We start from the raw sequence: 20225 nt of genomic DNA on the forward strand, positions 1-20225 counted from the left end.
CGGTGGCCTCGGCGGTCAGTGCTTCTCGGGGTGACCGAACTCGTCGATCGGACCGTCGTGGTGGTCGAGCTTGTTCGCCTTGCGCAGCGAACGGTTGGCGACGTCGCGGTAGCTGAAGACCACGTAGCCGAGGACGAGGAACGCGATGGCGAAGACGCCGGCGATGACCGGGGCCGGGGCGATCAGCGGTGCGAGTTCTTCGTGGGCTTCGGCGAGCAGCAGCGAGGCGTCGAGCATGGGTTCTCCCGTTCAGGCGGTGACGATCGTCGGACAGTCTACCCGCGCACCTGGCCCTGGCCCCGCACGACCCATTTGGTGCTCGTGAGTTCGGCGAGCCCCATCGGTCCACGGGCGTGGAGCTTCTGAGTCGAGATGCCGACCTCGGCCCCGAAGCCGAACTCGCCGCCGTCGGTGAAGCGGGTCGAGGCGTTGACCATGACGACCGCGCTGTCGACCTCGGCGAGGAACCGCTCGGCGGTCGCCAGGTCGTTGGTCACGATCGACTCGGTGTGGTGGGTCGACCATCGGGCGATGTGGGCCATGGCCTCGTCGACGTCGGCCACGACCCGGACCGCGAGGTCGAGCCCCATGTACTCCGTCGCCCAGTCGTCGTCGGTGGCCGGCACGCCGTCCGGGAACACCTCGAGCGTGCGCCGGTCGCCGTGGATCGTCACCCCGGAGGCGCGCAGGGCACCCAGCACCGGTCGCAGCAGGCGGTCCGCCGCGTCGCGGTGGACGAGCAGCGTCTCGAGGGCGTTGCACACGCTCGGCCGCTGCACCTTGGCGTTCTGCACGATGTCGACGGCCCAGCCCTCGTCGGCGCTGGCGTCGAGGAAGACGTGAACGACCCCGGCTCCGGTCTCGATGACCGGCACCGTCGACTCGCGGACGACGGTGTCGATCAATTCGGCGCTGCCCCGTGGGATCAGCACGTCGACCAGCCCTCGGGCCCGCATCAGCTCACCGGCCCCGTCGCGGCCGAACTCGTCGATGGTGACGACGGCGTCGGCGGGCAGTCCCACCTCGGCCAGCGCCTCGCGCATGACCTCGACCAGCACGCGGTTGGACTGCTGCGCCGCGCTGCCGCCGCGCAGGACGGCCGCGTTGCCGCTCTTCAGGGCGAGCGCCGCGATGTCCACCGTCACGTTGGGCCGGGCCTCGTAGATCGCACCCACCACACCGAACGGCACGCGGACCTGGTCGAGGCGCAGCCCGTTCGGCAGCACCTTGCCCCGCACCGACTCGCCGACCGGGTCGACGAGCGAGGCCACCAGCTCGGTGGCCGACGCGAGCCCGGCCAGTCGACCGGAGTCGAGTCGCAGGCGGTCCTGGAGTGACGCACCGACGCCGTTCTCGCGCGCGTTCGCCAGATCGAGCTCGTTGGCCGCGACGATGCGGTCGACGTTCGCGACCAGGGCGGCGGCGACGGCCCGCAACCCCGCGTCCTTGCGGTCGGCCGTCGCGGTGGCGAGCACGCGCGAGGCGGCCTTGGCGGCGGTCAGCTTGTCGGTGAGCGACGGGGCCGGGGCATCGATGAGCGACATGCACGAAGCCTATGCGCCGCTCCCCCCGTCCCGCGAGACCGCCGACGATCGCCGCCGGTCGCCCCGGTCGCCGCCGCTCGCCCCGACGACACCCGGGAGGCGCGGGTCAGGCCGGTCGCTCGCCCGCGGACCCGGCGTCCCCCGCCGCAGGTCCCGACCCCGCGGCTCCCGCCGCCTCGAAGAAGGTGCCGACCTGCTCGCCCGCGAGGGCCCGGGCGACGTTGCCGGTGCTCGTCACGAGGACGGGTGTGCCGGCCTCGGCCGCGAACCGGGCGGCCGCGACCTTCGTGCCCGCGCCTCCGGTCCCGACGCCGGCCGCGCCGGCCTCGCCGAAGGTGACCCCGGCGAGCTCGTCCCCGAAGGGCACGTCGACGAGGGCGACGGCGCCGGGTTCGTGCGGCGGCCGGGTGTACAGGGCGTCGACGTCGCTGAGCAGCACGAGCGCGTCGGCACCGATCAGCTGCGACACCAGCGCCGCGAGCCGGTCGTTGTCGCCGAAGCGGATCTCGTGGGTGGCGACGGTGTCGTTCTCGTTGACGATCGGCAGGATGCGCAGTTCGAGCAGGCGCTCCATGGCGCGCTGGGCGTTGCTGCGGTGCGTCGGGTTCTGCATGTCGCCGGCGGTCAACAGCACCTGCCCGGCCACGATGCCGTAGCGGCGCAGACTTTGCTGGTACCGGTAGATGAGGACGTTCTGCCCGACGGCGGCGGCCGCCTGCTGGGTCGCGAGGTCGGTCGGCCGGGAGTCGACCCGCAGGTGCGGCAGGCCCGTGGCGATGGCCCCGGACGAGACGAGCACGACCTGGGCACCTCGACCGTACGTCGCGGCGAGGGCGTCGACCAGCGGCTCGATCTGGCCCGCGTTCTCACCACTGATCGACGACGAGCCGACCTTGACCACGATGCGACGGGCCGTACCGAGGCCGGCGCGGTCGACGACGCCCCCGGTCACGCCCGCTCGTCGCCTTCGACGTCGTCGCCCTCTTTCACCAGGAACCCCTCGTCGTCGGTCCACAGGCCGGCAGCGCGCTCGCGCTGCAGCTCGGCGCGGGCCTCGGCCTTGGCGTCCATGCGCTCGAAATACTCCTCACGACGCTGGTTGCGGGTCGGGCGGTCGTTCTGGATCAGGCGCGGGTCGGTGCCACGGGCGCTCGTCATCAGCTCGGCCGTCGAGGTGAGGGTGGGCTCCCAGTCGAAGACGATGCCGCCCTCGGGGCCGATGACGACCGTCGAACCGGCCTGCGCGCCGGCCTTGAACAGGGCGTCCTCGACGCCGATGGCGTTGAGCCGGTCGGCGAGGTACCCCACGGCCTCTTCGTTGTTGAAGTCGGTCTGCACGACCCAGCGCTCGGGCTTCTGGCCCAGGATGCGGTACACGTTGCCGTAGGTGCCGCCCTCGACCCTGATGACGAAGGGCTTCTCGTTGACGGCGCGGGGGCGCATGACGATGCGAGGAGGCGCGGGGCGCGCCGCGATCTCGGCCCGGCTGGTCTCGACGACCTCGGCCAGGGCGAAGGACAGGTTGCGCAGGCCCTCGTGGCTCACGGCGGAGATCTCGAAGACCCGGTAGCCGCGGACCTCGAGCTCGGGCGTGACGAAGTCGGCCAGCTCGCGACCGTCGGGCACGTCGACCTTGTTGAGCGCGATCAGCTGCGGGCGGTCGAGCAGCGGCTTCTGACCGTCGGGGACGGGATAGGCCTCGAGTTCGCGCAGGATGACGTCGAGGTCGGTCAGCGGGTCGCGGCCCGGGTCGAGGGTCGCGCAGTCGAGGACGTGCAGCAGCGCCGAGCAGCGCTCGACGTGGCGCAGGAACTCGAGCCCGAGCCCCTTGCCCTCGCTGGCACCCTCGATCAGCCCGGGGACGTCGGCGACCGTGTAGCGCGTGTCACCCGACTCGACGACGCCGAGGTTGGGGTGCAGCGTCGTGAAGGGGTAGTCGGCGATCTTCGGCTTCGCGGCCGACAGGGCGGCGACGAGGCTCGACTTGCCGGCCGACGGGTAGCCCACCAGGGCGATGTCGGCGACGACCTTCAGTTCGAGAAGCACGTCCCCGGCCCAGCCGGGGGTGCCCAGCAGGGCGAAGCCGGGGGCCTTGCGCTTGGTCGACGAGAGGGCCGCGTTGCCCAGCCCGCCGATGCCGCCCTCGGCGGCGACGTAGCGCATGCCGGGCTCGACCATGTCGATCAGCTCGGTGCCGTCGGCGGACTTGACGACCGTGCCCACGGGGACGACGAGCTCGAGGGTCTCGCCGTTCGTGCCGGCACGGTGGTCTCCCATGCCGAAGCCGCCGTTGTCACTGGACCGGTGCGGGGCACGGTGGAACCCGAGCAGCGTCGTGACGCCGCTGTCGCTGACGATGACGACGTCGCCGCCGTGACCGCCGTTGCCCCCGTCGGGGCCGGCCAGCGGCTTGAACTTCTCGCGCTTGACGGACACGCAGCCGTTGCCGCCGTTGCCGGCGCGGAGGTGGAGGGTCACTTGGTCGACGAATGTGGCCATGAGGTGCTTGATCTCTTTGTCTGTGCGTGCCGGTGCGAGCTGCCCGGGTCAAACACGTCTGGGGCGAGCAGGATGCTCGCCCCAGACGGTGCGACCCGCGAGGGGCCGCCGATGCGGGTCGTGTGTCGACGCCGCGTGGTCGTGCTAGACCGTCGCCGTCGTGGAGGCGACGATGTTGACGACCTTGCGGCCGCCCTTGGCGCCGAACTCGACCGAGCCGGGGGCGAGGGCGAAGAGGGTGTCGTCGCCGCCGCGGCCGACGTTCACGCCGGGGTGGAAGTGGGTGCCGCGCTGACGGACGATGATCTCGCCGGCCAGGACGACCTGGCCGCCGAAGCGCTTCACGCCGAGGCGCTGCGCGTTCGAGTCACGACCGTTGCGGGTGGACGATGCGCCCTTTTTGTGTGCCATGTGTTCTCAGCCCCTGGTTCAGTTGATCGAGGTGATCTTGACGCGGGTCAGGTCGGCACGGAAGCCCATGCGACGCTTGTAACCGGTCTTGTTCTTGTAGTTCTGGATGACGATCTTCGGGCCGCGCAGGTCGTTCAGCACCTCGGCGGTCACGGTGATCTTCGCCAGGTCGTCGGCGGCCGAGGTGACCGTGTCACCGTCGACGTGGAGGACGGCGGGAAGGGTGATGGCGTCGCCCTCGGCGGCCTTGAGGCGATCGAGGGTGACGATCGTGCCGACCTCGACCTTCTCCTGCCGACCACCGGCGCGCACGACTGCGTAGACCATGACTGTTCCTTAAGAGTTGGGGGTGTCCGGCACGACACGGCCTCGAGCCAGCGCGCACCAACCGCCCATCGTACAGGGGGCCGCTGGGGCCGTCAACGCGTCCACCGGCCGGCCCCGCGCCTCCTCCGCTCGGGGACTCGCGCGCCCGTCGGCGGGCCGACGACTAGCATCCAGGGCGTGATCCTGATCGACGAGGCCGTGTGGCCGGCCCACGACACCCTGTGGGCACACCTGGTGAGCGACGACTCGTACGACGAGTTGCACGCCTTCGCCGCGCGTCACGGCATCCCCCGCCGCGGCTTCGACCACGACCACTACGACGTGCCCGAGTCACGACGGGCCGACTTGATCGCCGGGGGCGCCGTCGCCGTGACGGGCCTCGACCTGGCCCGCCGTCTCGAGCGCAGCGGACTACGGGTGTCCCAGCGGGTCAAACGCGGTCTCACGGCCTGAGCCCCCGTCCACCGGATGACCCCGCCCAGCGCGGTCACCAGGTCGTGTCGAAGCCCTCGTAGCTGGCCACGACCGCACCCGAGGCGATGTCGACGATGGTGGTCGTGACCCCGTCGGCCACGGGGTCGATCGTGTACGAGTAGTCCGTCGGCGTCGTCGCGTCCCCGACCGACTGGACCGCCAGGTACTGCCCGTTCGGCGAGACGTCGAAGCCCTCGATCACACCCGTCGCGCTCGGGGGCTGCCAGAGCGTCCGCGACGTGGTGCCGTCGTCGGCGACCACGAGCGTGCGGTACGTGAGCCCGTCGTCGGACGGCACCGACACCTGCTGCACGACGTGGTCGGAGTCGAGGGCCACGAGGGGTCCGGCGAACGGGAGGACCCCGTCGACCGGTGCGGGCGCGCGGGGGCGCTCGTCCCCCGTGGCGAGGTCGACGACCATGGACGCGATGGCCGACGCCGCGATCAGGGTGGTGCCGTCGAGCGAGACGCCCTGCAACAGCGAGTACGTGCCGACCGGGCGGACCGGGTCGACTCCCGAGAGGTCGATGACGCTCACCGAGTCGTCGACGGCCTGGACGACGACGACGTCCTCACCCGGCACGAAGGCCCAGCCGGCCGGTTCGACGGGCTGCCCGGAGAGTCCGAGGACCGGGGCCACCGCCCGCTGCCCCTGCAAGGGCAGCGTGTAGAGCGTCTCGACGTCCGAGCCCGTGGGACGGAACGAGAACGCCAGCGTCGTGGTGGCTCGGTCGGCCGCGAAGCGCGTGATCAGGCCCGGCTGGTCGGGCACGGGGAGGGTCTCGACGGCGGCCCCGTCGAGCGACACGAGGCTGAGGCTGCTCTGCGTCCCGTCGTCCGTGACGACCGCGACCGCCGAGTCGAACACCTCATAGGCCTGGATGCGCGGCGCCGACCAGACGGTCGTGCGATCGGAGCCCCGCAGCCCGGCTCGTTCGATGTGGTCGTCGGCCCCGCCGGTGCCCCGCACGAGCCGGTACAGCGTCGCCGGGGGCGTGCTGAACCGCGCCTCCAGGGTCGAGGTCTGTCGTTGGTAGACGCTCGAGACGCCGCCGATGCGGACGTGGTAGTCGGTGTCGTAGGCGAGCCGGACGGTGAAGGTCACCGCGACCACGTCGCCCGAGGTCTGCACCGTGAACGCGGCCGCGGGCGTCACGACCACCTGCGAAGCGTCGACGTGGGCGAGCGCCTGGTTGGCGAACACCCGCAGCTGTTGGCCGGGACGTTCGACCACGGCCGTCGTGTCGACCTGCGTCTCGCCCGCCTTCGGACCCTGGAAGTAGGTCAGCCCGACGAAGGCGGCGCAGACGACCGCGAGCACGGTGACGACGGCGATCCACCGCGTGCGCCAGCGGGCGCCGGCCTCACGGGCGTCCTGCTCGGTGAGGAACACGGGGTCGGAGGCGAACGGGTCGGGCGTGGCCCCTCCCGTCGTGCCCCGGCCCCGCCCGCCCTCAGTAGAGGTACGGGTCACTGGGCTGTCCCACGGTCGTGACGTCGTCGGGCACGAGGGCGACGGGGTCCTGGCTCGAGCTGCTGCGGTTGGTGTCGAAGCCACCCGTGACCTCGACCCAGTCGTCGGCGGCGACCTGGTCCTGCCAGCCCGGCAGGTAGACCGGCACGCCGACGGGCTGGGCGTCGACCGCGCAGCAGGTGATGACGAAGCGCGAGACGTAGAAGACGTCGTCGGGGTCGGTGTCGGACGGCGTGACGAAGCCGACTACGTCGGCGGTCTTGCCCTCGTAGAAGGCGAGGTCGGTCGTCTGCCGCAGCAGGCCGGCCCAGTCGAGGACGCTGAACGACCGGTAGGCGTCCGAGGAGGCGCCGGTCGCGTCGGCCACGGTCGTGCGGTCGAGCGCCGCGGTCGACGAGTTCACGTCGCGCTGGCCGGCCGTGGCACTGGTGAGGGTGGCCGGGGGCAGGGCGACGACGGCGATCGCGATGGCCGCGGTGACGGCGACGCCCGCCGAGAAGGCGAGGCGGCGGGCACCCGTGGCGACCGGCCGGCGTCGGCGCGGGCGGAGGGCGCCCTCGGCCGCGGGCACCTCGGCCGCGGCGAGACGTCCGTCGTGGTCGTGGTCGTGGTCGTGGCCGTCGTGCGCGTCGTCGTCCCGGACGGGCGAGAACGCCAGCGTGGCCAGCGACAACGCGATGCCGATGAGGATCATCACGACCGTGAAGACGTCGTACCGGGGGTGGATGTACAGCACGAGCTGGCCGGTCGCGGCGAGCCAGAGGGTCGCGACGCCGACGACGAGCGTCAGCAGCACCCCCTGCCACCGGTCGAGCAGTCGGCGCCAGGGGCCGGGAGCAGGGCTAGGCGACATAGTTGACCACCAGTCCGATCGCGGCACTCGTCAGGGCCACCACGAGGGTGACCTGCCCGAGCACCTTGGGTGTGTAGGTCGTCCGCAGCAGGGCCAGCATCTTGACGTCGATGATGGGGCCGAAGACGAGGAAGGCGGCGATGCCGCCGGGCATGAACGTCGAGGCGAACGGCAACACGAAGAACGCGTCGACGTTCGAGCAGATCGAGATGACGAAGGCCAGCACCATCATCGCCAGCACCGACCAGACCGGGTTGCTGCCGAGCGTCACGAGCACCGACCGCGGCACGATCGTCTGGATCGCGCCGGCGATGGCCGCCCCGATGAAGAGCGCCGGCATCATCGTCGACATCTCGCGGCGGAACAGGTCGACGCTCTTCGCCGTGCGACCCCGCCCGTGCGCGTGGCCGTCGTCGACCCGGCACTCGGCCGCGAACGACGAGGTGAGCAGGCTCTGCTGGTTCGGGTGCTTGCTGAACAGCCAGCCGATCAGGTTCGCGATGACGAACCCGCCGATCAGCCGGGCCACGAGGATGCCGTTGTCCCACCCGAACGCCTGGTGCGTGGTGATGATCGTGATCGGGTTGAGGATCGGCGCCGCCAGCAGGAAGGTCATGGACTCCGAGACCGTGAAGCCCTTGAGCACGAGGCCGCGCGCCAACGGCACGTTGCCGCACTCGCAGACCGGCAGGAACATGCCGAGGAACGAGATGACCGCGCGACGGGGCAGCCCCCTCTTGGGCAGCCAGGACGAGAAGAACGCCTGCGGCAGCCACTCCTGAACGACGATGGACAGCACGATGCCGAGCAGGACGAACGGCATGGACTCGACGATGACGCTGATGGTCAGCGTGACGAAGTCCTGCAGTGCGTTCGGCAGCAGACCCGGGCCGAGCAGGGGCGAGGCGAGGCGGACCGCCACGAGCACGGCGAGCACGAGCCCTCCGGCCACGAGCAGGGGGACGCGCGACGGCGCCCGGCGCGCACGACGACCGACGCCGTGCCCGGCGTGCTCGGTGCGCTCCTGGACGGGAGCGCTCATCGGTCGTCCTCGCTCGGACCGGCGGGGGGCGCGAAGCGCGACCAGTCGTCCGGTGCGGGGGCCGGGTGCGCCGGCACGACGGGACGCTCGGGCGGCACGACGGGGGCCGACGGCCCCGCGGAGACGATCGTCGGGAGGCGGGTGAGCCGGTCGTCCGCGACGGCAGGAGGCGCGGTGTCGTCGTCGACGTCGGTCGCGTCGTCGTCCGCCTCGGCCTCGGCGGCCCGGGGCGCGGGCTCGACCGCCCAGACCTCGTCACCCTCGCCGCCGCCCAGCCACAGTCGGGCGAGCACGGCGCCGGCGACGAGCAGGGCCGTGTCGACGATGCCGGCCGACAGCGGGATGGTCGTCAGGTAGAGGGCGAGGTTCACCCAGGTGCCGCCGTCGATCGAGAGCACGATGCCCGGGACGATTCCGACGACCGCCAACGCGATCGTCCCGACGCCGCCCGCGACGACCGCGTGGCGGACCACCGTCCGGAGGTCGGACCGCGGCGTCAGCGGCCGGACGGCGACGAGCACGACGAACGAGGCGACGTAGAACGGGAACGGGTAGAGCACGAAGCTGCCGAGGAACTGCCCGACCGGCGTCGCGACGAACCCGCTGGGGAACGCCGTCACCGAGAAGCCGACCGCCGACCCGACGAGGGCGACGAGACCGAGGGCGAAGCGGGCCACCAGGACGACGACGAGGGCCGTGCCCGCCACGAGCAGACGTTCGCGCCCCTCGGGCCCCGAGGCCGAGACGGACACAGCCCGGAACCTCGACCTGACGGTCGGGGTTCCGGGCTGGGTCAGAGGCACGAAGTCACCCTAGACGACTCACAGATCGTCGGAGCTGACCCCCACGCCCAGGATGAACGGACCGGACTCGCCGGACGCCGTCGGCTCGGCCGGAGCCGCCGCGGTCGTGCCCTGGCTGGAGGCGCGGCGCGAACGCGAACGCCCCTGTCCGGGCTGCTTCGGCTCGGGCAACGCACCCAGCACCGAGTCGAGCAGCTGCTCGGCGTCCTGGCTGCTGATGCGACGAGGCTCGCGACGCGTGGTCGCCACGGGGATGTCGAGGATCGCGACCGTGGCGTCCGGGGTCGAGACCGTGGCCGACGAGCGGCGACGCTCCGTGGTCTTCGCGACCGGCGCCTCCGTGGGTTCGTCGACGGGTGCGGCCTCGGCAGCGGCCGGGGCCGACCGCTCGGCCGGAGCCGCCGCGGGGATCTCGATCACGCCGGCGCTCGAGTCGGTGGTCGTCGACTCGGCGGGTGCCGACTCGGCGCGTGCCGACTCGTCGGTGGTCTCGCCTGCCTCGCGGGCGGCGCGGGACGAACCACGGCGACCCTTGCGTCCCGAACGACCGCGACGGCCGTCGTCCGTGGTGTCACCGGTGGTCTCGGCAGCCGGCTCGGCCTTCGTGGCGCCCGCCGCTGCGGCGTCGATGGCGGCCTCGACGGCCGCCGCGGCCTGGCTGGCCGCGTCGTCGTCCTTGACGCCGCCTTCTTCGGCGTGGGCGATGGTGCTCGCCGCGATGCGCGAGAGGGCGTTCTTCACGTCGTCGGTGATGGCGTGGGTGCCCGTCGTGGGGTGCGCCCCACCGGTCGGCGCCGAGGGGCCGCCACGACCGGACTGCGGAGCGGTGCCCGCACCGGCGCCCGTGTTGTGGCCGTTGCCGCCCGACTTGCCGGACCCGCCGGCCTGGCCGCCCCGTCGGCGATCGCCCTGCTGGCCGCCCTTGCGGGGCTGCTGCTCCTGGACGCGCGCGGCGCTGCCGGCCTCGGAGAACGACTCGGCCAGGCCGAGGCCCAGCTTCTTGCGCGTCATCTGGACGAGCCCGAGCGACGTGACCTCGGCGACCTGGTGCTTGGTGCGGTCACGGCTGAGGCACTCGACCAGGCGACGCAGCACGAGGTCGCGGTTGGACTCGAGCACCATGTCGATGAAGTCGACGACGATGATGCCGCCGATGTCGCGCAGACGCAGCTGACGGACGATCTCTTCGGCGGCCTCGAGGTTGTTCTTGGTGACCGTCTCTTCGAGGTTGCCGCCCGAGCCGACGAACTTGCCGGTGTTGACGTCGACGACGGTCATCGCCTCGGTGCGGTCGATGACGAGCGAGCCGCCCGAGGGCAGCCAGACCTTGCGGTCGAGGGCCTTCTCGATCTGCTCGTTGAGGCGGTACTCGTCGAACGCGTCCTTGTCGCCCTCGTAGCGCTTGACGCGGTCCATGAGGTCGGGGGCCACGGCCGACAGGTAGGACTGCAGCGTGTCGAACGCCTCGTCACCGTCGATGACCATCTCGTGGAAGTCCTCGTTGAAGACGTCGCGCACGATCTTGATCAGCAGGTCGGGCTCGGAGTGCAGCTGGTTCGGGGCGTTGCCCGCCGCGACCTTCTTCTCGATGTCGGCCCACTGGTTCGTGAGGCGCTTGACGTCGAGGGTCAGCTGCTCTTCGGTCGCACCCTCGGCCGCCGTGCGCACGATGACGCCGGTGTTCTCGGGCAGGGCCTCTTTGAGGATCTTCTTGAGACGCGCACGCTCGGTGTCGGGCAGCTTGCGGCTGATGCCGTTCATCGAGCCGTTGGGCACGTAGACGAGGTAGCGGCCCGGCAGCGAGATCTGGCTCGTGAGACGAGCGCCCTTGTGTCCGACCGGGTCCTTCGTGACCTGGACGAGCACGCGGTCGCCGGGCTTGAGGGCCAGCTCGATGCGACGGGGCTGGTTGCCCGTCGTCAGGGAGTCCCAGTCGACCTCGCCCGAGTAGAGGACGGCGTTGCGGCCACGTCCGATGTCGACGAAGGCGGCTTCCATGCTGGGCAGCACGTTCTGCACGCGACCGAGGTAGACGTTGCCGATGAGCGACACGTTCTGCGCCTTGGCGACGTAGTGCTCGGCCAGGGTGCCGTCCTCCATCACGCCGATCTCGATGCGGTCGCCCGACGAGCGGACGATCATCTTGCGGTCGACGCTCTCGCGACGGGCGAGGAACTCGGCCTCGGTGATGACGGTGCGGCGGCGCCCGGCGTCGCGGCCGTCGCGGCGACGCTGCTTCTTCGCCTCGAGACGCGTCGAGCCCTTGATGCGCTGCGGCTCGGTGATGAGCTCCGCCTGACGGGGCGCGCGGTCGCGGTCGCGACCACGGGTCTCGGAGTCGCGCTCTTCGCGGTCCTGCGAGCGGCCGCGCTGACGGCGGCGTGAGGCGGGCTGCTGCTCGCGGTCGTCACGGTCGTCGCGCTCGTCACGGTCGTCGTCGCCATCGCGGTCGTCGTCCCACGAATCGTCGCGGTCGTACCGGTCGTCGCGGTCGTCGCGCTGTCGTCGCCCGGGGCGTGCCGGCAGGACGGTGATCTCGGGTGCGTGGAAGATCAGCGTCGTGGTCGTCAGGTTCGCCGGGATCGGCGACGCGGACGATTCGTCGTCCGCCTGGGCCGGCCGGGTCGCCGTGGCGACGAACGCCTCGGCGACGGCGTCGGTGGTGAACGGCTCGGAGGTCGGGGCCTGGGCCGCGACCTGCTCGTCGGTGGTCTCGGTCTCGTGGGTCACGGGTGATGCCTCCTGGGCGTCGTCTGTCGTCCGGACGGGTGAAGGGAGTGCTGGCTGCTGCGCGGCCGGGGTCGTCGCCGAGGCGGCGTCGACCGCCGCCTGGCGAGCCCTGAGGCCTGCGAACAATCCCCTTCTCTTCTTCGGACGTCCGTCGTTGTCTGTGTTGTCGTTCACCACTTGCGGTGCGCTCCTCGCCCCGCCGAGGCCATGCCGTCGGCAGGAATTCTCGTGTCGTGGTCGGGCGGTGACGTCGCACCTGCCCCTGACCACCGCGCCCTCTCACGGCGCGCCTTGTCGGACACGCCACGTTCGGTCACCCGGGGTGTCGACCGACCTGCGGTCGTCGCCCTCGATGTCGTTCGTCGACGTGCTGTTCTTCGTGTCGCCTTGCTGGTTCGGAACTGGCCATCCGACGATGAGCGCCTGCGCTCTGGCCCGGTTTCGGCTCGACCTGGTCGAGAACGCGATCTCTCGCGTGACGACGACGGCCGGCAGTGCCCGGTAAGCCTGGATCTCGGGGCCTGGGCCCCACGACTGGCTCGATTATCGCACGCCCACGCCGGTGCGGGGTCAAAGTGGACGCCCCGACGGCCCGTGCGATACTGCTGAACGTGACCGTCGAGACGCCTCGGGCCGTGACCCTGCCCACCGGCCGCACCCCGTTCGTCGCGGCCGTGCTGCTCATCGTCGCCGGTCTCGGCGGCCTCGTGGGCGCCTTCGCCCTCACCCTCGACAAGTTCAGGCTGCTCGAGAACCCGGGCGCGGCGCTCGGCTGCGACGTCAACCCGTTCGTGGGCTGCTCGCCGGTCATCAACAGCTGGCAGGCCTCGCTCTTCGGCTTCCCCAACCCGATCCTCGGCCTGATCGGCTTCGCCGCCCCCGTGGCGGTGGGCCTCGGCCTCCTCGCCGGCGCCCGCTTCGCCCGGTGGTTCTGGCTGGCGTTCAACCTCGGGCTGCTGCTCGCCTGGGTCTTCGTCACCTGGCTCTTCACGCAGACGGTGTTCGTCATCGGTGCGCTCTGCCCGTGGTGCATGCTCGTCTGGCTCTTCACCATCCCGCTGTTCTGGGTGTTCACGGTGTGGGGCGCCGCTCGGGGCGTCACCGTCCCCGAGGGGCCGCTCCAGCGGGCGGCGGCACGGTTCCTCCCCTACTCGTGGGTGCTGCCGGTGCTGAACTACATCGTCGTCGCCACGACCATCGTCGTCGTGTTCCCGCTGCTGCTGCCGACGCTGTTCGGGTGACCCGCGCCTCCTCTCGTCCCCGGCGCGGTCGCGCGGGCGCCGTCCGTCGCACTCAGGGTGCTCCCAGCGGAATCCAGGACGACCTCGCCAGTCTGGTCCGACGACCACCGAGCCACGACGAGGACTGATGACGCCACCCACCGACTCCCCCGCCAGCAAGAAGGAACGCCGAGAGGCGGCCCGCGAGAAGGCCCGCATCACCCGTGAGGCCGAGGCCCGACGGCGCCGACGCAACAAGTGGCTCCTGCAGGGCGGCCTGGTCGTCGGTGTGGTGGCGGTCCTCGCGATCGTCGCGCTCGTCATCACGCAGTCGATCAAGCCGGCCGGTCCCGGCCCCGCGAACATGGCGAGCGACGGCCTCGTGCTCGAGGGCTCGAACGGAGCGGTCACCGCCGTCCCGAGTGGCGCCCTCGCGGCCGACGCGACGCCGACCCCGGCCCCGAGCGCCTCGGGTGACGTGCCGTCGATCGTGGTCTACCTCGACTACATGTGCCCGTTCTGCGGCCAGTTCGACACGACGAACGCCCAGCAGCTCGACGAGGCCGTGTCGAGCGGCGCCGCGACGCTGGCGATCCACCCCATCGGGTTCCTCGACAACGCCTCGCAGGGCAGCCGGTACTCGACCCGGGCCGCCAACGCCTTCGCCTGCGTCGCCAACCACGAGCCCGACAAGGCGCTCGACGTCAACACGGCCCTGTTCGCGCAGCAGCCCGAAGAGAACACCCGGGGCCTGACGAACGACGAGCTCGTCACCCTGGTGCAGGGTGCCGGGGCGACCGACGACCAGATCCCCTCGTGCATCAAGGGCGGTGACTTCGAGGACTGGGTCGCCTCGGCCACCCAGCGGGCGCTGAACGACCCGATCCCGAACTCGTCGCTCGACAAGCTCGCGAGCACCCCGCTCGTCCTGGTGAACGGCCAGCAGTACCAGGGCTCGCTGACCGACGCGAGCACCTTCGCCCAGTTCGTCGCCGAGGTGCAGAACGGCGCCTCGACCGACGACACCAGCACGGGCGAGACCGAGGGCTCGACGGCGACGCCGACCCCCTGACGACGCGAGCCGTCGACACGACCGAGCCCGCGCCTCCTGAGTCGATCAGGAGGCGCGGGCTCGGTGGTCTCCGGCGTCACGCCGGCGGGTGGCTCAGAACCAGAGGGCCAGCTCGCGCGCGGCGCTCTCGGGGCTGTCGCTGCCGTGCACCAGGTTCTGCTGCACCTTCAGGCCCCAGTCGCGGCCGAGGTCGCCCCGGATCGTGCCGGGAGCCGCGGTCGTGGGGTCGGTCGTGCCGGCCAGCGAGCGGAAGCCCGCGATGACGGCGTTGCCCGCGATCCGCAGCGCGACGGTCGGGCCGCTCTGCATGAACTCGACGAGGGGCTCGTAGAAGGGCTTGCCCACGTGCTCCTCGTAGTGCTTCGCGAGCAGGTCGCGGTCGGCCTGCACGAGGCGGACGTCGACGAGCGAGTACCCCTTGGCCTCGATGCGGCGCAGGATCTCGCCGGTCAGGCCGCGGGCGACGCCGTCGGGCTTGACGAGGACGAGGGTTTCTTCGAGATCGGACATTGCTCCTCTTTCGGTGGGTGGCGGGTGGCTCGTGGGCGGACGCCCGGCGAACGGGTCGGTGGGTCTCGGCTCAGGCCCCGTCGCCGGGGGCGTCGCGCAGCCGGGCGGCGTTCATGCGGTCGAGCTGCGTGCCCTTGACGAGGCAGTAGGTCCAGATCGCGACGAACAGGGCGGCCACGACGAACATGACCGGGTCGAGGAACCCGCAGGCCACCAGGCCGAGCTGGACGAGCCAGCCGAGGGCGACGCCCCAGCGCCAGCGCAGGGTCTGCGAGACGATCAGCGTCAGCACGATCGCGCCGAGGCCTCCGCCCCAGGCGACGCCGGCGGGCAGCAACTGCCGCCCGAAGACGACGAGGGTGACGAAGAACAGCGTCATGGCCTCGAGCACGAGGACGATCGAGAGCAAGCTCTCCGCCGCTCCGCGACGTCGGCGCGGGCGACGCGATCGCCCGCCGGCTCCGGCGTCGGCTCCCCCTCCGGCAGGAGGCGGCGCGGTCGTCACGAGAGACCCTCGGGCTGCTGCGACAGGGCGATGACGTCGCCGACCAGCGTGATCGAACCCGTCACGACGACGCCGCCGGGCTCGTCGCCCTCGACCTCGTCGGCCAGGTCGCGCGCCGTGCGGAGGGCCGCCACGAGGTCGGTCTCGACGACGACGCGGTCCGCGCCCACGACGCCCACCGCGATGGCGGCGAGCTCGTCGGCGTCGATCGCTCGGTCGGACTGCGAGCTGGTCACGACGAACTGGGTGACCGTGGGCGCCAGGGCGCGGACGATGCCCGCGGCATCCTTGTCGGCCAGCACGCTGAGCACCGCGACGACGCCGCCGAACTGGAAATAGTCGTCGAGCGCCTTGGCCAGGGCGCGGGCGCCGTGCGGGTTGTGCGCGGCGTCGACCAGGATCGTCGGCTCGTTGGCCACGATCTGCAGGCGACCGGGAGAGGTCGCGCTCGCGAGTCCTTCGGCGAGGACCTCGTGGTCGAGCGGTTGCGACCCGCCGCCGAGGAAGGACTCGACGGCCGCGACCGCGACGGCCGCGTTCTGGGCCTGGTGGTCACCGAACTGCGGCAGCAGCAGGTCGTCGTAGCGGCCGGCGAGCCCGCGGATGGTGACGACCTGGCCGCCGACCGCGACGGTGGTCGACTCGACGCCGAAGGCGGTGCCCTCGACCGCGAGCGACCCCTCGCTCAGCTCGACGGCGCGTTCGAGCTCGGCCAGCGCCTCGGGGGTCTGCGACGCCGAGACGACGGCGGCGGTGGGCTTGACGATGCCGGCCTTGGTGCGGGCGATCTCGGCCACGGTCGAGCCGAGTCGGTTCTGGTGGTCGAGCGCGATCGGGGTGAAGACGGCGACCTGGCCGTCCGCGACGTTCGTGCTGTCCCATTCGCCTCCCATGCCGACCTCGAGCACGACCACGTCGGCGGGGGCGTCGGCGAAGCAGGCGAAGGCGAGCACCGTCAGGGCCTCGAAGAAGGTCAGGGCGGGCTCGCCCGAGGCCTCGAGGTCGGTGTCGACCATGGTCAGGTAGGGCTGGATGTCGTCCCAGTTGGCGACCAGGCGCTCGTCGCTGATCGGTTCGCCGTCGACGACGATGCGCTCGTTGAGGCGCACGAGGTGCGGGCTCGTCATCAAGCCGGTGCGCAGGCCGTGCGCCCGCAGGATGCTCTCGATCATGCGGCTGGTCGACGTCTTGCCGTTGGTGCCCGTGAGGTGGATCACCGGGTAGGCCCGCTGCGGGTCGCCGAGCAGCTCGACGGCGCGCCGGGTCGGTTCGAGCCGGGGCTGCGGGGCCTGCTCGCCGATGCGCGCCGTCAGCTCGTCGGAGACGCGCTGCGCCCCGGCCGCGAACTCGCCCCCGCGGTCGTCCGCGGGTTCGCCGGTGCGGTCGTTCTTCTTGGGGGTCATGCGCGTCGTACCTCCACGACGACGGCCGAGCCGGGGCCCGATCCGACGACGGTCTTCTCGGGCCTGTCATCGACGCCCTCGTGGACGTCGACGATCAGCTCGGCGGTCAGGGTCTCGCGAGAGATCAGCTCGCGGTGTGCCTCGACGGCGGCGGCCGCGACGGCGTCGGTCGTGAGCGTCGTCGTGATGCGGTCGGACACGTCGAGGTCGGCGACCTTGCGGGCCTGCTGGACGGCGCGGACGACGTCACGAGCCAGGCCCTCGGCCTCGAGTTCGGGCGTGGTCGCGGTGTCGAGCAGCACGAAGCCGCCGTCGCCCACGAAGGCGAGGGCGCTCGACGCGTCCGCGACCGCCAGCTCGAGGGTGAACTCCCCCGGCAGCAGCTCGACGCCGCCGACGACGACGTTCTCGCCCGCGGGCTGCCAGTCGCCCTTCTTCGCCGCGGGGATGACCTGCTGCACCTGCTTGCCGATGCGGGGGCCGGCGGCCCGGGCGTTGACGGTGAGCTTGCGGGTGACGCCGTACTCGCCGAGGCTCTCCTCGGTCAGGCGGGTCACGACGACCTGCTTGACGTTGAGTTCGTCGCGCACGATGTCGGCGAAGGCCTCGAGGCCCGCCGGGTCGGGCGTGACGACCGTCAGACGGGCCAGCGGCAGACGGACGCGCAGACCTTGGGCCTTGCGCAGCGCCAGGCCGCTCGACGCGACGGCCCGGACGGCGTCCATCGAGGCCACGAGGGCGTCGTCGGCCGGGAACGCCGAGGCGTCGGGCCAGTCGGTCAGGTGCACCGAGCGCCCCCCGGTGAGGCCCTTGTAGATCTCGTCCGCGACGAGCGGGGCGAGCGGGGCCGCGACCCGCGTGAGGGTCTCGAGCACCGTGAAGAGGGTGTCGAACGCGTCGACGTCGTCGCCGGACCAGAACCGGTCGCGCGAGCGCCGGACGTACCAGTTGGTCAGCACGTCGGCGAAGTCGCGCAGCGTCGCGGTGGCCCGCGGCGTGTCGAGGGCGTCGAGCGCGGCCTCGACGTCGGAGACCAGGAGGCGCGTCTTCGCGAGCAGGTAGCGGTCGAGGACGTCGCTCGAGTCGGTTCGCCACTGCGCGTCGTAACCGGGGGCGGCGTGACGACCCGCGCCTCCGGACGCGGCGTTGGCGTAGAGCGAGAAGAAGTACCAGGTGCTCCAGAGAGGCAGCAGGAACTGCCGGACGCCCTCGCGGATGCCTTCTTCGGTGACGACGAGGTTGCCGCCGCGGATCACCGAGCTCGACATGAGGAACCAACGCATGGCGTCGGCCCCGTCGCGGTCGAAGACCTCGCTCACGTCGGGGTAGTTGCGCAGGCTCTTCGACATCTTCTGGCCGTCGGAGCCGAGCACGATGCCGTGGCTGACCACGTTCGAGAAGGCCGGACGGTCGAACAGCGCGGTGGACAGCGTGTGCAGCGTGTAGAACCAGCCGCGGGTCTGGCCGATGTACTCGACGATGAAGTCGGCGGGGCTGTGCTCGTCGAACCACTGCTGGTTCTCGAACGGGTAGTGCACCTGGGCGAACGGCATCGAGCCGCTGTCGAACCAGACGTCGAGGACGTCCTCGATGCGGCGCATGGTGCTCTGCCCGGTCGGGTCGTCGGGGTTCGGGCGGGTGAGCTCGTCGATGTACGGACGGTGCAGGTCGGGCTCGCCGTCGGCGTTCGTCGGGAGGCGACCGAAGTCGGCCTCCATCTCGGCCAGCGAGCCGTAGACGTCGACGCGCGGATAGGCGGGGTCGTCGCTCTTCCACACCGGGATCGGCGAGCCCCAGTAGCGGTTGCGCGAGATCGACCAGTCGCGGGCGTTGCCGACCCACTTGCCGAACTGGCCGTCCTTGACGTTGTCGGGCACCCAGGTGATCTGCTGGTTCAGCTCGCCCATGCGGTCGCGGAACTCGGTGACGCGCACGAACCAGCTCGACACCGCCTTGTAGATCAGGGGGTTGCGGCAGCGCCAGCAGTGCGGGTAGCTGTGCTCGTAGCTGGCGAGGCGCAGCAGGCGACCGTCGGCGCGGAGGCGCTGCACGAGCGGCTTGTTGGCCTCGAAGACCTGCAGGCCGGCGACGCCCAGCTCGTCGAACATCGGCAGGAAGCGCCCCCCGTCGTCGACCGAGACGATGACGGGGATGCCGGCGGCGGCGCAGACCAGCTGGTCGTCCTCGCCGTACGCCGGGGCCTGGTGCACGATGCCGGTGCCCTCGCCGGTGGCGACGTAGTCGGCGACCAGCAGGCGCCAGGCGTTCTCGGTGCCCCAGGCCTCGGTGTCGGCGTAGACGTCCCAGATGCGGTCGTACTCGACGCCCTCGAGCTCGGCGCCGGTGAAGGTCGCGGTGACGGCGGCCTGGGCGGCCTCGGCGGACTCGTAGCCCAGGTCGCGCGCGTAGGCGCCGAGCGTGTCGGCGGCGAGCAGGAACACGCTGCCGGTCAGCAGCTCTTGGTCGCCGGTGCGCACGCCCGGCAACAGGGCGTGGGGCACGGCGACGTAGTCGATGGCCGGCCCCACGGCGAGGGCCATGTTGGTCGGGAGGGTCCACGGGGTGGTCGTCCAAGCCAGCGCCTCGACGCCGGTCAGGCCGAGCGCCTCGGCCTTGGCGCCGACGAGCGGGAAGGCGACGGTGACCGTCTGGTCCTGTCGGTTCTTGTAGACGTCGTCGTCCATGCGGAGCTCGTGGTTCGACAGGGGCGTCTGGTCGTGCCAGCAGTAGGGCAGCACACGGAAGCCCTCGTACGCGAGGCCCTTGTCGTGCAGTTGCTTGAAGGCCCAGACGACGCTCTCCATGTAGTCGACGTCCAGGGTCTTGTAGTCGTGGTCGAAGTCGACCCAGCGCGCCTGGCGGGTGACGTACTGCTGCCACTCGTCGGTGTACTGCAGCACCGATTTGCGGGCGGCGGCGTTGAAGACGTCGATGCCCATGTCGTCGATCTCGTGCTTCTCGGTCAGCCCGAGCTGGCGCATCGCCTCGAGCTCGGCGGGCAGCCCGTGGGTGTCCCAGCCGAAGCGTCGGTGCACCTGCTTGCCGCGCATGGTCTGGTACCGCGGGAACACGTCCTTGGCGTAGCCCGTCAGCAGGTGGCCGTAGTGCGGCAGCCCGTTGGCGAACGGCGGGCCGTCGTAGAAGACCCACTCGTCGCAGCCCTCGCGGGCCCGGATCGACTCGGCGAAGGTGTCGTCGCGCTTCCAGAAGGCGAGGACGCCGGTCTCGATCTCGGGGAAGCGCGGCGAGGCGGGGACGCCGGTGGCGTCGGAACCCTTGGGGTAGGTCATCGGTTCTCCAGGTCGTGCGGTGGGTCGCCCCCGCTGCACTGGCCGAGGGACCTTCTGACCACGAGGAC

Annotated in this window: 19 protein-coding genes; 4 read left to right on the forward strand and 15 right to left on the reverse strand. The window is 71.5% G+C overall.

Features of this window, described 5'->3' with window-relative positions; translation table 11 throughout:
* Nucleotides 1–15: 15 nt before the first annotated feature.
* The 6 genes from ASG28_RS07475 to rplU all read right to left on the reverse strand — a co-directional run bounded on the left by ASG28_RS07475 (nucleotide 16) and on the right by rplU (nucleotide 4781).
* On the reverse strand, nucleotides 16–237 hold the full coding sequence (locus tag ASG28_RS07475) for a hypothetical protein (protein WP_043597092.1): 222 nt from the start codon (nucleotides 235–237) through the stop codon (nucleotides 16–18).
* A gap of 38 nt (nucleotides 238–275) precedes the next feature.
* Complete coding sequence (locus ASG28_RS07480) at nucleotides 276–1544, reverse strand: glutamate-5-semialdehyde dehydrogenase (RefSeq protein WP_055973651.1); 1269 nt, start codon at nucleotides 1542–1544, stop codon at nucleotides 276–278.
* 106 nt (nucleotides 1545–1650) lie between these two features.
* Nucleotides 1651–2496: a glutamate 5-kinase gene (gene proB / locus ASG28_RS07485; protein ID WP_055973654.1), complete on the reverse strand. Its 846-nt coding sequence runs from the start codon at nucleotides 2494–2496 to the stop codon at nucleotides 1651–1653.
* Nucleotides 2493–4043: a GTPase ObgE gene (gene obgE / locus ASG28_RS07490; RefSeq protein ID WP_055973657.1), complete on the reverse strand. Its 1551-nt coding sequence runs from the start codon at nucleotides 4041–4043 to the stop codon at nucleotides 2493–2495. The genes proB and obgE overlap by 4 nt, the downstream gene beginning before the upstream one ends.
* Before the next feature lie 144 nt (nucleotides 4044–4187).
* Nucleotides 4188–4454 carry a 50S ribosomal protein L27 gene (gene rpmA, locus ASG28_RS07495; protein ID WP_055973660.1) on the reverse strand — a complete coding sequence of 89 codons (267 nt, stop codon included), beginning with the start codon at nucleotides 4452–4454 and terminating at the stop codon, nucleotides 4188–4190.
* Between the two features lie 18 nt (nucleotides 4455–4472).
* Nucleotides 4473–4781, reverse strand: coding sequence for a 50S ribosomal protein L21 (gene rplU / locus ASG28_RS07500; protein ID WP_055973663.1), 309 nt, complete (start codon nucleotides 4779–4781; stop codon nucleotides 4473–4475).
* A gap of 177 nt (nucleotides 4782–4958) precedes the next feature.
* On the opposite strand from rplU, the gene ASG28_RS07505 reads away from it, so the two are divergent.
* Nucleotides 4959–5234 carry a DUF4031 domain-containing protein gene (locus tag ASG28_RS07505; RefSeq protein ID WP_369814155.1) on the forward strand — a complete coding sequence of 92 codons (276 nt, stop codon included), beginning with the start codon at nucleotides 4959–4961 and terminating at the stop codon, nucleotides 5232–5234.
* Between the two features lie 34 nt (nucleotides 5235–5268).
* On the opposite strand, the gene ASG28_RS07510 is transcribed toward ASG28_RS07505, so the two are convergent.
* The 5 genes from ASG28_RS07510 to ASG28_RS07530 all read right to left on the reverse strand — a co-directional run bounded on the left by ASG28_RS07510 (nucleotide 5269) and on the right by ASG28_RS07530 (nucleotide 12283).
* Nucleotides 5269–6648, reverse strand: a complete 1380-nt coding sequence (locus ASG28_RS07510; protein WP_055973667.1) for a hypothetical protein — start codon at nucleotides 6646–6648, stop codon at nucleotides 5269–5271.
* Between the two features lie 61 nt (nucleotides 6649–6709).
* Entirely contained in the window at nucleotides 6710–7582 is an 873-nt protein-coding gene (locus tag ASG28_RS07515; protein WP_082454490.1) for a TIGR03943 family putative permease subunit, read from the reverse strand.
* On the reverse strand, nucleotides 7572–8624 hold the full coding sequence (locus ASG28_RS07520; RefSeq protein ID WP_055973674.1) for a permease: 1053 nt from the start codon (nucleotides 8622–8624) through the stop codon (nucleotides 7572–7574). The genes ASG28_RS07515 and ASG28_RS07520 overlap by 11 nt, the downstream gene beginning before the upstream one ends.
* Nucleotides 8621–9376: a hypothetical protein gene (locus tag ASG28_RS07525; protein WP_055973677.1), complete on the reverse strand. Its 756-nt coding sequence runs from the start codon at nucleotides 9374–9376 to the stop codon at nucleotides 8621–8623. The genes ASG28_RS07520 and ASG28_RS07525 overlap by 4 nt, the downstream gene beginning before the upstream one ends.
* Nucleotides 9377–9445: 69 nt before the next feature.
* Complete coding sequence (locus tag ASG28_RS07530) at nucleotides 9446–12283, reverse strand: Rne/Rng family ribonuclease (protein WP_235477671.1); 2838 nt, start codon at nucleotides 12281–12283, stop codon at nucleotides 9446–9448.
* 196 nt (nucleotides 12284–12479) lie between these two features.
* On the opposite strand from ASG28_RS07530, the gene ASG28_RS07535 reads away from it, so the two are divergent.
* The 3 genes from ASG28_RS07535 to ASG28_RS07545 all read left to right on the forward strand — a co-directional run bounded on the left by ASG28_RS07535 (nucleotide 12480) and on the right by ASG28_RS07545 (nucleotide 14449).
* Complete coding sequence (locus tag ASG28_RS07535; RefSeq protein WP_043597068.1) at nucleotides 12480–12662, forward strand: hypothetical protein; 183 nt, start codon at nucleotides 12480–12482, stop codon at nucleotides 12660–12662.
* A 106-nt stretch (nucleotides 12663–12768) separates the two neighbouring features.
* Nucleotides 12769–13398 carry a vitamin K epoxide reductase family protein gene (locus ASG28_RS07540; RefSeq protein ID WP_231567181.1) on the forward strand — a complete coding sequence of 210 codons (630 nt, stop codon included), beginning with the start codon at nucleotides 12769–12771 and terminating at the stop codon, nucleotides 13396–13398.
* Between the two features lie 127 nt (nucleotides 13399–13525).
* Entirely contained in the window at nucleotides 13526–14449 is a 924-nt protein-coding gene (locus tag ASG28_RS07545) for a DsbA family protein (protein WP_055973682.1), read from the forward strand.
* A 93-nt stretch (nucleotides 14450–14542) separates the two neighbouring features.
* On the opposite strand, the gene ndk is transcribed toward ASG28_RS07545, so the two are convergent.
* From ndk to ileS, 4 genes are all read right to left on the reverse strand, one after another.
* On the reverse strand, nucleotides 14543–14959 hold the full coding sequence (gene ndk, locus ASG28_RS07550; RefSeq protein WP_055973686.1) for a nucleoside-diphosphate kinase: 417 nt from the start codon (nucleotides 14957–14959) through the stop codon (nucleotides 14543–14545).
* A gap of 70 nt (nucleotides 14960–15029) precedes the next feature.
* Nucleotides 15030–15464, reverse strand: coding sequence for a DUF4233 domain-containing protein (locus ASG28_RS07555; RefSeq protein ID WP_157485671.1), 435 nt, complete (start codon nucleotides 15462–15464; stop codon nucleotides 15030–15032).
* Nucleotides 15461–16867 carry a bifunctional folylpolyglutamate synthase/dihydrofolate synthase gene (locus ASG28_RS07560; RefSeq protein ID WP_082454491.1) on the reverse strand — a complete coding sequence of 469 codons (1407 nt, stop codon included), beginning with the start codon at nucleotides 16865–16867 and terminating at the stop codon, nucleotides 15461–15463. Before ASG28_RS07560 ends, ASG28_RS07555 begins: the two co-directional genes overlap by 4 nt.
* A complete protein-coding gene (gene ileS / locus ASG28_RS07565) occupies nucleotides 16864–20157 on the reverse strand; it encodes an isoleucine--tRNA ligase (RefSeq protein ID WP_055973693.1) in 3294 nt (1097 codons plus the stop codon). The genes ASG28_RS07560 and ileS overlap by 4 nt, the downstream gene beginning before the upstream one ends.
* Nucleotides 20158–20225: the final 68 nt, after the last annotated feature.

This window comes from Frigoribacterium sp. Leaf415 (assembly GCF_001424645.1).
Taxonomy (GTDB): domain Bacteria; phylum Actinomycetota; class Actinomycetes; order Actinomycetales; family Microbacteriaceae; genus Frigoribacterium.

Coding starts and splice junctions, on each gene's coding strand:
- ASG28_RS07475 (WP_043597092.1), bottom strand. CDS start 237: ATGCTCGACGCCTCGCTGCTGCTCGCCGAAGCCCACGAAGAACTCGCA.
- ASG28_RS07480 (WP_055973651.1), bottom strand. CDS start 1,544: ATGTCGCTCATCGATGCCCCGGCCCCGTCGCTCACCGACAAGCTGACC.
- obgE (WP_055973657.1), bottom strand. CDS start 4,043: ATGGCCACATTCGTCGACCAAGTGACCCTCCACCTCCGCGCCGGCAAC.
- rpmA (WP_055973660.1), bottom strand. CDS start 4,454: ATGGCACACAAAAAGGGCGCATCGTCCACCCGCAACGGTCGTGACTCG.
- rplU (WP_055973663.1), bottom strand. CDS start 4,781: ATGGTCTACGCAGTCGTGCGCGCCGGTGGTCGGCAGGAGAAGGTCGAG.
- ASG28_RS07515 (WP_082454490.1), bottom strand. CDS start 7,582: ATGTCGCCTAGCCCTGCTCCCGGCCCCTGGCGCCGACTGCTCGACCGG.
- ASG28_RS07520 (WP_055973674.1), bottom strand. CDS start 8,624: ATGAGCGCTCCCGTCCAGGAGCGCACCGAGCACGCCGGGCACGGCGTC.
- ASG28_RS07545 (WP_055973682.1), top strand. CDS start 13,526: ATGACGCCACCCACCGACTCCCCCGCCAGCAAGAAGGAACGCCGAGAG.
- ndk (WP_055973686.1), bottom strand. CDS start 14,959: ATGTCCGATCTCGAAGAAACCCTCGTCCTCGTCAAGCCCGACGGCGTC.
- ASG28_RS07560 (WP_082454491.1), bottom strand. CDS start 16,867: ATGACCCCCAAGAAGAACGACCGCACCGGCGAACCCGCGGACGACCGC.
- ileS (WP_055973693.1), bottom strand. CDS start 20,157: ATGACCTACCCCAAGGGTTCCGACGCCACCGGCGTCCCCGCCTCGCCG.